Source organism: Shewanella youngdeokensis, assembly GCF_033180165.1.
Classification (GTDB): Bacteria; Pseudomonadota; Gammaproteobacteria; order Enterobacterales; family Shewanellaceae; genus Shewanella; species Shewanella youngdeokensis.
In genome coordinates this window covers 3,790,707-3,799,803 of sequence record NZ_CP136522.1, presented here as the reverse complement: position 1 = coordinate 3,799,803, position 9,097 = coordinate 3,790,707, and the positions used below count along the sequence as shown (strand labels likewise).

8 protein-coding genes are annotated in these 9,097 nt (G+C 42.9%); 3 read left to right on the top strand and 5 right to left on the bottom strand.

What is annotated here, in order from left to right:
- Positions 1–74: 74 nt before the first annotated feature.
- The 4 genes from RGE70_RS16430 to hemC all read right to left on the bottom strand — a co-directional run bounded on the left by RGE70_RS16430 (position 75) and on the right by hemC (position 4,131).
- Complete coding sequence (locus RGE70_RS16430) at positions 75–1,241, bottom strand: heme biosynthesis HemY N-terminal domain-containing protein (protein WP_310472517.1); 1,167 nt, start codon at positions 1,239–1,241, stop codon at positions 75–77.
- Entirely contained in the window at positions 1,241–2,392 is a 1,152-nt protein-coding gene (locus RGE70_RS16425) for a uroporphyrinogen-III C-methyltransferase (protein ID WP_310472516.1), read from the bottom strand. The genes RGE70_RS16430 and RGE70_RS16425 overlap by 1 nt, the downstream gene beginning before the upstream one ends.
- 69 nt (positions 2,393–2,461) lie before the next feature.
- Complete coding sequence (locus RGE70_RS16420; RefSeq protein WP_310472515.1) at positions 2,462–3,190, bottom strand: uroporphyrinogen-III synthase; 729 nt, start codon at positions 3,188–3,190, stop codon at positions 2,462–2,464.
- A gap of 8 nt (positions 3,191–3,198) precedes the next feature.
- Positions 3,199–4,131, bottom strand: a complete 933-nt coding sequence (gene hemC, locus RGE70_RS16415; RefSeq protein ID WP_310472514.1) for a hydroxymethylbilane synthase — start codon at positions 4,129–4,131, stop codon at positions 3,199–3,201.
- 197 nt (positions 4,132–4,328) lie between these two features.
- Here hemC and RGE70_RS16410 point away from each other — a divergent pair, with 197 nt between their 5' ends.
- A complete protein-coding gene (locus RGE70_RS16410) occupies positions 4,329–6,755 on the top strand; it encodes a class I adenylate cyclase (RefSeq protein ID WP_310472513.1) in 2,427 nt (808 codons plus the stop codon).
- 44 nt (positions 6,756–6,799) lie between these two features.
- On the opposite strand, the gene cyaY is transcribed toward RGE70_RS16410, so the two are convergent.
- Positions 6,800–7,129 carry an iron donor protein CyaY gene (cyaY, locus tag RGE70_RS16405; protein ID WP_310472512.1) on the bottom strand — a complete coding sequence of 110 codons (330 nt, stop codon included), beginning with the start codon at positions 7,127–7,129 and terminating at the stop codon, positions 6,800–6,802.
- 527 nt (positions 7,130–7,656) lie between these two features.
- Between cyaY and RGE70_RS16400 the strand changes: the two genes are divergently transcribed.
- Positions 7,657–7,833: a lipoprotein gene (locus tag RGE70_RS16400; protein WP_310472511.1), complete on the top strand. Its 177-nt coding sequence runs from the start codon at positions 7,657–7,659 to the stop codon at positions 7,831–7,833.
- 5 nt (positions 7,834–7,838) lie between these two features.
- Positions 7,839–9,083, top strand: a complete 1,245-nt coding sequence (gene lysA, locus RGE70_RS16395) for a diaminopimelate decarboxylase (protein ID WP_310472510.1) — start codon at positions 7,839–7,841, stop codon at positions 9,081–9,083.
- Positions 9,084–9,097 lie beyond the last annotated feature (14 nt).

Below are 9,097 nucleotides of genomic sequence, written 5' to 3'. Positions count from 1 at the left end.
ATGACGTTGTCTAGCTATAAGACAAAAAGCCACTATCAAGTGGCTTTTTTATATTTATTGAGTATAAGTGATGACTATACTCTTACCGCTTTACGCCTGGTTTGCAGTGCGCGATTAAGTTCACCTTCATGTTCTTGCGCATCGGCTAGCGCATGTAAATTAGAGGGGGTATCTTCCAAGTAGCAGGCTTTTTGCCACCAAACCTTGGCATTGTGATAATCACTATTTTGATGGTAAAGCTTTGCCACGCATATTTGATAATCAACATTGTCTTCATACTGAGACTCAAGTTCCAGTAGCTGTTTTCTTGCTTCCACATCGCTTGGGGTGAGGACTTGCGCCAAGGCGTCGAATATGGGTTTTGAAGGTGCGGCTTTAAGTTGCTTTTGTAGTAACTTTATTGCTTGCGCTTTATGCTCAAAATGATTCAAGCCAATGGCATATTCAGCAATATATTCAGCTTGTTTTCTTTCGGCTCGAGACAACCAATGCCAGCATTTTTCCAGCTCCTGTTCATTGGTTTTAGCTGCGCTCTGAAGTAAAGCTAAATTGGTTTCCAACGATAATGCTTTAAAGGCTTGCTCATCCAGAACATGCTTTTTATTGATGATGGGTAAGATAAGCTTCAAGGCTTGCCAGTCTTCTAGTGCCTTGTAAAGCTCAATGGCTAGTAGCAGTACCGGTGTTTTACTTTTACTGGTTGGGTTGAGTTTTGTTAATTCTTCTTGAGCTGACTCAAGTTCGCCTTGCTGTAATAAGTACCTTGTTCGGGTTGTACTTACCGCTTTTGCTGCAAGCGGCTCAAGCGCCGCTTTAGCTAGGTATTCATCGCGAGCAACAGTATTATTTTGATGTTGCGCAGCCCGAGCCGCAGCAAGTAGATTTAATGCCGGTATTTCGCCTTTTTCGGCCCCTTTTACCATGGCTTTTTCAGCTGCTGCCCAGTCTTCTTCTGCTAATGCTAGTGCGCCAACAAGAGTGTGTTTTCTTGCCGCTTTTTTACGCCATTTTTCAGGTAAAAGACGACTGCTAAGAATAAGATTTATTACCCAAACAACAATAAACTCAAACAGTTGAAGTAAGCTGTAAAAAAGGATCAGTGCGATAACGCCAAATACAATACTGGTTTCAGCTTGGTATTCCCCAAGCGCAATGTATAGATAACCCGTATTGCCTACAAGAAAGGGACTTACACATAAACCAACTAAAATAATACCAAGATAAACGAGAGCACGGATCATTATTGTGCCTCCTCTGTCATCAAGTTACCGTAAGTCACTAATTGATTGAGTAGATTCGATGAATCAAAACGATCAATTGATGCAGTTTGAATTTTTAAGGTTTCAAGCGCATCGAGTGTGGCTAATGCGTCAGACACCAGTGGATCTTTTAAGTCGAAATATTGATAGATCCACTTACGAGCCAATTTAACCGAGTTACGGTAATTAACCTGATCTTGTCGATAAAGCGCTAGTTGAGCTTGCAATAACTTGTTGCGAGTATTTTCAACCAAGTACCACTGTTGATCGGGCTCTAATAGCGGCGCGGTATCTGTTGTGCGTTTTCTTACTACCACAAAATCATCAATTAGGGCTTTCCATGACTTGGTTAGGTTAGCTTGCCAGTCGTCTAATGATTCACTGACTTGAGTATCTTGAGGCTCAACTGCTGAAAAATGCGTTTCAGCACGATTTAGTGGCAAAGTATCTAGGCCGGTAATCAAGGTATCTAGGGTTAATACTGTGCCCGTAATATCGGTCGTTTTAATTGATGCAGTAGCAGCGATATCTTTTGCCAAGGCTTTTCTTAATGGCATTAATGAAGTGTCACGCATCGACTTTATACGGTCATCAGCGGCTTTTAGTAAGCTGGTTGCAGTGCTTGGATCTTTTTCTAACCACAATTTTTGCCCCGCAAGGCGGACCAGGTATTTAGCTTCTTCTGCGCGCCAGTGATTTGGATTGCGTTGAGCCAGTATTGATACGCGTTCTTGTAATTGTGTTTGTTCGGTCTTAGCTGTCGACAGTGCTGTTTCGATATTAGCTTTAAACTGATTTTGTTGCTGCACAATAGCATCGATACGTTGATTTGGTTTGGCAATGTCAGCTTGTAATTTTTGCACTAAAGCGGCGGATTGTGACTTTTGGTCTTCCAGCTGTTGGTAAAAATAGTAACCGCCTGCGGCAGTAACAAAAGCAAAAATAAGCAGTAAAAACAGAATAAAAATAATGCCCCATGGTGCAGAACTTTCCTGTTTAACGGGATCTTCATTTACAACTGGTGGTGCCAGACTGGCTTCAGGAGTGGGCGGAGTGTCGTTGACAGGCTGCGCCGATGTGGTGTCTGCTTGTGGTAATTCTACCGTACTGGCGTCAGTGTGCTTGTTTTCCATTTAACAGTCCTTGAAAGCGATGGTGCAACAGTAAAACGAGTACATACTAAGCTAAGTGTAACCTATCTACTATAAAGATAGCGCAGCCAGCATTGCCGTTGTATTGGCCGCTTTGGCATTTGTTACTGTCTTCAAGCCGTATGCGACAGCGTTTTTATATACTCGAGAGCTAGGGACTATGATATGACAACTCTGTAACCATGCAAATAGTTCATTTGGAACTGTTTTGACTAGATTATCGAGTATTTCCCCACTGGTTATGATGATAGTGTCTATACCGAATGTTTGCCATTGCTGTTCGATAATTGACGGGGCAATAGCAGGGCAGCCTCTTTGATAGACTTCCCAATAGTTCAAATTTGCCTTGCGTTGAGACAACTCTATGGCTAAATCTTCTCGTCCGCCTACACCTCTTACAATCACAATATTCTTATTCGCGACATTTGCAAGTAATGGCAGGCTGAGTAGTCCCTCTGTTTGCTGGCAATCCTCAGGAGCTTTTTCTGCCGTAATGCCTAAAGCTGTTAATGCGTTATAAGTGGCATTGCCAACGGCAAAGTATTGCGCTGTTGTTGGCCACTGGTCATTGATCATTGCGGTTGCAAACTGCACTGCATTGGTACTGATAAAAATGATGATATCGGCTTGGTGTAATGTGCTATCAATTTGCAGACTGTTGAGATTAGAAGTGGGGCTGACGTGTAATAAAGGCGTGGTTAGGTAAGCGACGTTTCTAACTGACAACGCCTCTTCCATTAACTGATTGCGCCCTGCTGGGCGCGTCAGTAAAACTTTCATCTCAATCTTTACGCTTCAGCATATACAGCATCAAGAATGGTTTTTGCACCTTTGCTTAGCAAGGCTTCTGCCAGCTCGATACCTAGTTTTTCAGCATCGTTTTTATGGCCAGATGTCGCAGCAGTAATAATTTGTGTGCCATCTGTGCTACCGACTAAACCACGTAGGCTTAAGTTGTCGCCATCAATCACAGCGTACGCACCGATAGGTACTTGGCAGCCACCTTCGAGGCGAGTATTCATTGCTCGCTCAGCGACGACTCTAAAGCGTGTTTCTTCATGCTCAAGTGGTGCTAGCAAAGCTTTAACGCGGCTGTCATCGGTACGGCACTCAATGCCTACAGCGCCTTGACCGTTTGCAGGTAATGAGTCTTCAGCAGAGATAAAACTAGTGATTCTCTCTTCTAGCTTTAAACGCTTAAGACCTGCAGCGGCAAGAATAATGGCATCATAGTTGCCAGCATCAAGTTTAGCTAAGCGGGTACCAACATTACCACGGAGATCTTTAATTTTTAGATCTGGGCGAGTTGCTCTAATTTGACACTGACGACGTAAGCTTGATGTACCAACGACTGCGCCTTCTGGCAGCTCATTGATACTATTGAAGTCGTTAGATACAAATGCGTCACGAGGATCTTCACGCTCACAAATTACTTCTAAACCTAGACCCTCTGGAAAATCCACAGGTACGTCTTTCATTGAGTGAACTGCAATGTCGGCTCTGTCTTCTAGCATAGCGACTTCAAGTTCTTTAACGAATAAGCCTTTACCACCCACTTTAGCCAGTGGTGTGTCTAAGATGATGTCACCTTTTGTGCTCATTGGTAGCAATTCAACTGTTAAACCTTCATGGATTTTTTCCAGTTCAGCTTTGACAAATTCAGCTTGCCACATGGCAAGAGGGCTCTTACGTGTGGCGATACGGATAACATTGTTAGACATGCAGAATATTCCATCTTAAAACTTAATTGCACCAATGCTAACATTGCCCGAAAACAGATGTAACAATCGACTGTAGATTCTTTGAAGTATACCCAGATATATCACTTGTTAAAATGTGATCTGTGTCACGTTTTGTTGTGGGTTTGGCTTTTAGCGTATACATTATATAAAGCGATGCATTTCTGGAGTAATGAGGTTTGACGCAAAAGCGCGACACGTTTGAATGTGCTGCTAGAAGGTTGGACAGAATTCGGTATGCGCGAGCAACGGCGTTATTGTCGCCTTTGAAGCGCTATTTACTAAGGCTTATCCCGGTTTTGTTGCACCATCATTCAGACGAACTACCTGGTTATAATGGCCCGTTTACGCCATGCGGGATAGTGGATTTTGACTTCTCGATGGAAGACGTTGAAGCTTGCGACACGCTTAACCTTACTTTACCTGCCACATCCACTGTGCCATCAACACCTCTGATCGAAGGGGTGTATAGTATGGGCAGCACGGCCAGTTTTGGCCAAAATCAAAAAAGCGATATCGATGTGTGGCTTGTTTATCACCACTCGATAAGTCAGCATCAATACAGTTTACTTGCCGAAAAGTCGACCTTATTAACCCAATGGTTTGCGCAGTTTAATTTTGAAGTCAACATTTACCTCGTCCATACCGAACAGTTTTTGATGGCGCAAAAAAGCCAAGCTAATTTCAATAACAGTATAGGTCATGAGCACAGTGGTAGCGCCCAGCACTGGTTGCTGCTTGAAGAGTTTTATCGCAGTCACTTTAAACTGGCTGGCAAAGTTATTGCCTGGTGGCCGCAGGCTGAAAAAAGCTCGCAATTATTGTCTCTTGGTGATGCTCGAGCCTTACCTGCTAGTGAGTATTTTGGTGCTTCATTGTGGCAACTTTATAAAGGGGTCGAAAAACCCCATAAGGCGCTGCTTAAAGTGCTGTTGTTAGAGGCTTATGCAAGTGAATACCCCAACACTTGCTTGGTAAGTGAGCGTATTTGGCAGCGCACTTTAGCGGGAGATTTTTCGGCAGCGAATGATGCATATTATTTGTTGTACGAATCGATAGAAGGCTATTTATTAAAGTGTGGTGATAGTCGCAAGCTCGAAATTACTCGTCGCTGTTTTTATCTTAAGTGCGGGGTCCGGCTTAGTGATAAGCACCAAGCAAAAGATTGGCGCTATTACAAAATTTCTCAATTGGTTAAGCAATGGGGCTGGGCGCAAAGTTTAGTTGAAACGTTAGATAACTGTGAACAATGGCATTGTGGGCAGTTGCAGTGGTTTAATGCGCAGCTCAATGAGTTGATGCTAGGCAGCTACCAAAATTTACTCCGGTTTGCTTCAGCGCATAGCTTGAGCGAGAGCTTAAAGATTTCAGAGCTAGGCCTGCTAACCCGTAAACTACATACCTATTTTAGTGAAGATGAGCATCAAATCATGACGCTCAACCAGCTTTGGAGCCGCTCAATCACAGAGACTGACCTATCGATTATTTATAGCGACCAGGACACACGTTATTATTTGTATTGCTGTAAGCCACAGCCGCAAAATTTTCTGCAGCATAGCGCTGTTTACCATTCAAAAAGTAAAGCAAAACTGTTGGTTTGGGCTTCATTAAACAAGGTTTCAGTGGCTAGTACATGCTGGTATGAGGTTAAAAGTAGTAAACGCCGAGCGGCATTTTTAACGCGAGCGGCGCGGTTGCTTGAGGGCTTAATTGATATGGGATCGGTTAAGGTATCTAAAATGGCATTGTGTCAGCCTTGGCATTTTAAAAAGTTAGTGTTGTTACTTAATTTTAATAGTGACCCCACCGAACACTGGTATGGGCAAGAGGTCATGGTTGACTACATGAACAGTAACGTATTCTCAATGGGTAAAAACAAAGTCAACATGCTGGGTTCGATAGATGTCATTAGCCTTAATAGCTGGGGTGAGTGGCATTGTCATCATTTTGAAGGTGAAAAAGCCATCTTAGAGGCATTGACCTTTGTTACGCCGGGCATGAAAAGAGCCGTAGAAAGCGTCGCAATAGAGGTGATTAGCTGCTCTAGTAAATTGATTTCGCAAACAGAGCGTACCGTTAAAAATTTACTCATGCGTTCAGCCCGTTTATGTCGGCAAACTCAAAACTCGTCGACACTGGTTTACCCTTTAAGAGTAGGTCAGATCCGTTACGGAATATTTTTCAATAACCGCGGTATGCATTATGAAAATCTAAGTGATGCTAAATCCTTTTATCAGCAACTTTCAAATAGTAAGTTGGTAGAAATTCCTCGGCCAGAACTTGGTGATGAGCCATTTTCTAAAATCCCATCGGTGGTGCAAGATTATGCCGCCAGAGGCGCGGTCCAATATTTTTTGCGTCAACGTGTAGAGGGTTTAGATGTATTTATTTTGGATGAAAACAATGCGCTAAACTATTATGTACAGCAAGGGGTTGATGTTGCTGCGTTAGTTGGAAAAATTAGCCATCATCACGCATTTAATGATTCAGTGATTGCGAAAGAGCAGTTTAATATGCCGCAATTTTTTAAATTAGAACGGGTAAAAGGTCAGCTCGTCGCCTTACCGTTTGGGGTGTCTAAAGAAGCTTACGAAGTGGAGTTTTAGTAGCCAAGCCAATAAAAAGAGGAGTTTCCTCCTCTTAATCAGGCTTAAATGTCGATTTTAAGTCCGCTTTGTTTGAAAATAGACTCAACAACAAATGGCATAAACTCGTTGTTATTGCGTTGATCCAACCATTTGCCGTCAATGTAAGCAAAGTGATAACCGCCAAATTGTGTTGCCAGCCAAATCTCATGCATTGGCTCTTGTTTGTTGATCACAATTTTAGACGTGCCGTTAAATTCTAGCTGTAATACGTTACCTGAACTATCAACATCAACGTCAGCGTCTTGCTCGTCAATAAGTACTTCTAATGCATTATCAATTGCTTGAAACATTTCATCGGCAAGTTGATGAAATTCGAAATCTGTTATAGCCATGCTAATTGTTCCTCAGATTTTTAATATCGCAGTGTAATACCACCATACTACCAATCCCCCAGTGATTACCAATCACATTAATTTTAGGGTTATTGGTTTATGTATACAGTGATAATATATATGTGTTTATAAACAATTGCTTATAAAAATATAGAAAGCGCTAAAGAATGTTCTTTTCGCCAGCTATATTGCCGTTTAATCATGCAATGAGTTGAATTATTAAGTCCTTTCAATGAACTGCCAATCACTGATTTTGCGCCATGTTGCGATGAACTGTGCAAGCTTAGTCATGCAAGGCAGCGATAAGTGGCCATGATTTATATTGGCACTGCGATCTTAATGTCGACTCAAATTGTCACAAAAGATAAGTCGCTGCTAAATAAGTACCAGAAACAGCTGATATAAATGCGTTATAGGCTTGACTGAGAATAGGATTGTCTGCAAACATCAAGATAACTATTTTGTGCTACACAGCAAGACGTTGTCATAGGGTTCCTGTGGTAGCGCATTGCCCTAAGGGTCTACCGATGTTGAAAAAAATGAAACTGTTTTTGTTGATAGGGCTGGGTAGCCTAACACTGTTAGGTTGTGGACAAAAAAGTGCATTATTTAGAGCTCCACCAGCAGAGGTTAATCAAACTGCGACGGCTCAACAACCCACAAGCACCGCGCCGCAACAAAGCGAACAAAGTCAAAAGGATTAAAGACGTTGGATCATTTCATATATCAAGCAGAATCGCTTTTCGCTGAGCAGTGCCCAGTGGCTAAGTTGGCCGAGCAGCATGGCACGCCTCTTTATATTTACTCACGTGCAACGCTGGAACGCCATTGGCATGCATTTAACAATGCGGTTGCGGATCATCCGCATCTTATTTGTTATGCAGTTAAAGCCAACAGCAACATTGCAGTATTAAATGTACTGGCACGTTTAGGCAGCGGGTTTGATATTGTATCGGGTGGTGAGCTTGCAAGAGTGATCGAAGCCGGTGGTGATCCCGCTAAAGTGGTGTTTTCTGGCGTGGGTAAAACGGTAGCAGAAATGGAGATGGCATTAGAACTTGGCATCTACTGTTTTAACGTTGAATCTGCAGCTGAACTTGAGCAGCTAAACATTGTTGCACTGCGCATGGGTAAAGTGGCTGCGGTTTCATTACGGATTAACCCTGATGTAGATGCCGGTACGCACCCTTACATCTCTACCGGGCTGAAAGAAAACAAGTTTGGTATTGCTATGGAAGACGCTGAATCGATCTTCTTGCGGGCTAATGAGTTGCCAGGGTTGGCAATTAAAGGGGTTGATTGTCATATCGGTTCCCAGTTGACTGAGATCACTCCTTTTTTAGATGCAATGGATCGGATGTTAGCGCTTATCGATCGTTTGGCTGAGCTTGGTATTGAAATCCAACACTTTGACGTTGGCGGTGGTTTGGGCGTGACCTATGATGATGAATTGCCTCCACAACCTGATGTTTATGCTGCAGCATTATTGGAACGTTTAGGCGGACGGAAGCTTAAATTGATCTTTGAACCGGGCCGGGCGATCGCCGCCAATGCTGGCATATTTGTCACCCAAGTACTGTATCTTAAAGAAAACAGCGACAAGCGTTTTGCTTTAGTCGATGGCGCAATGAACGATTTAATTCGCCCATCTTTATACAGTGCATGGCAAAAAATTATTCCTGTGGTTGAGCGAGGTGGCTACACGCAAAGTTATGACGTAGTCGGGCCGATTTGTGAAACCGGTGACTTTTTAGGTAAAGATCGGCAATTAAATGTGCAAGCCGGTGATTATTTAGCAATTAGATCGTCTGGTGCATATGGCTTTACGATGGCATCAAACTACAATAGCCGCCCTCGCGCAGCAGAGATAATGGTTGATGGCAGTAATGCATACGTGATCCGAGAAAGAGAAAAACTTGCCCAATTATGGCAAGGTGAGCAGTTACTCCCGTAAACTCAATCAATACA

Excerpts from the sequence above, each read along its gene's own strand:
- RGE70_RS16430 (WP_310472517.1), bottom strand. The coding sequence starts at position 1,241 with ATGATCCGTGCTCTCGTTTATCTTGGTATTATTTTAGTTGGTTTATGT.
- RGE70_RS16425 (WP_310472516.1), bottom strand. The coding sequence starts at position 2,392 with ATGGAAAACAAGCACACTGACGCCAGTACGGTAGAATTACCACAAGCA.
- RGE70_RS16420 (WP_310472515.1), bottom strand. The coding sequence starts at position 3,190 with ATGAAAGTTTTACTGACGCGCCCAGCAGGGCGCAATCAGTTAATGGAA.
- hemC (WP_310472514.1), bottom strand. The coding sequence starts at position 4,131 with ATGTCTAACAATGTTATCCGTATCGCCACACGTAAGAGCCCTCTTGCC.
- cyaY (WP_310472512.1), bottom strand. The coding sequence starts at position 7,129 with ATGGCTATAACAGATTTCGAATTTCATCAACTTGCCGATGAAATGTTT.
- RGE70_RS16400 (WP_310472511.1), top strand. The coding sequence starts at position 7,657 with ATGTTGAAAAAAATGAAACTGTTTTTGTTGATAGGGCTGGGTAGCCTA.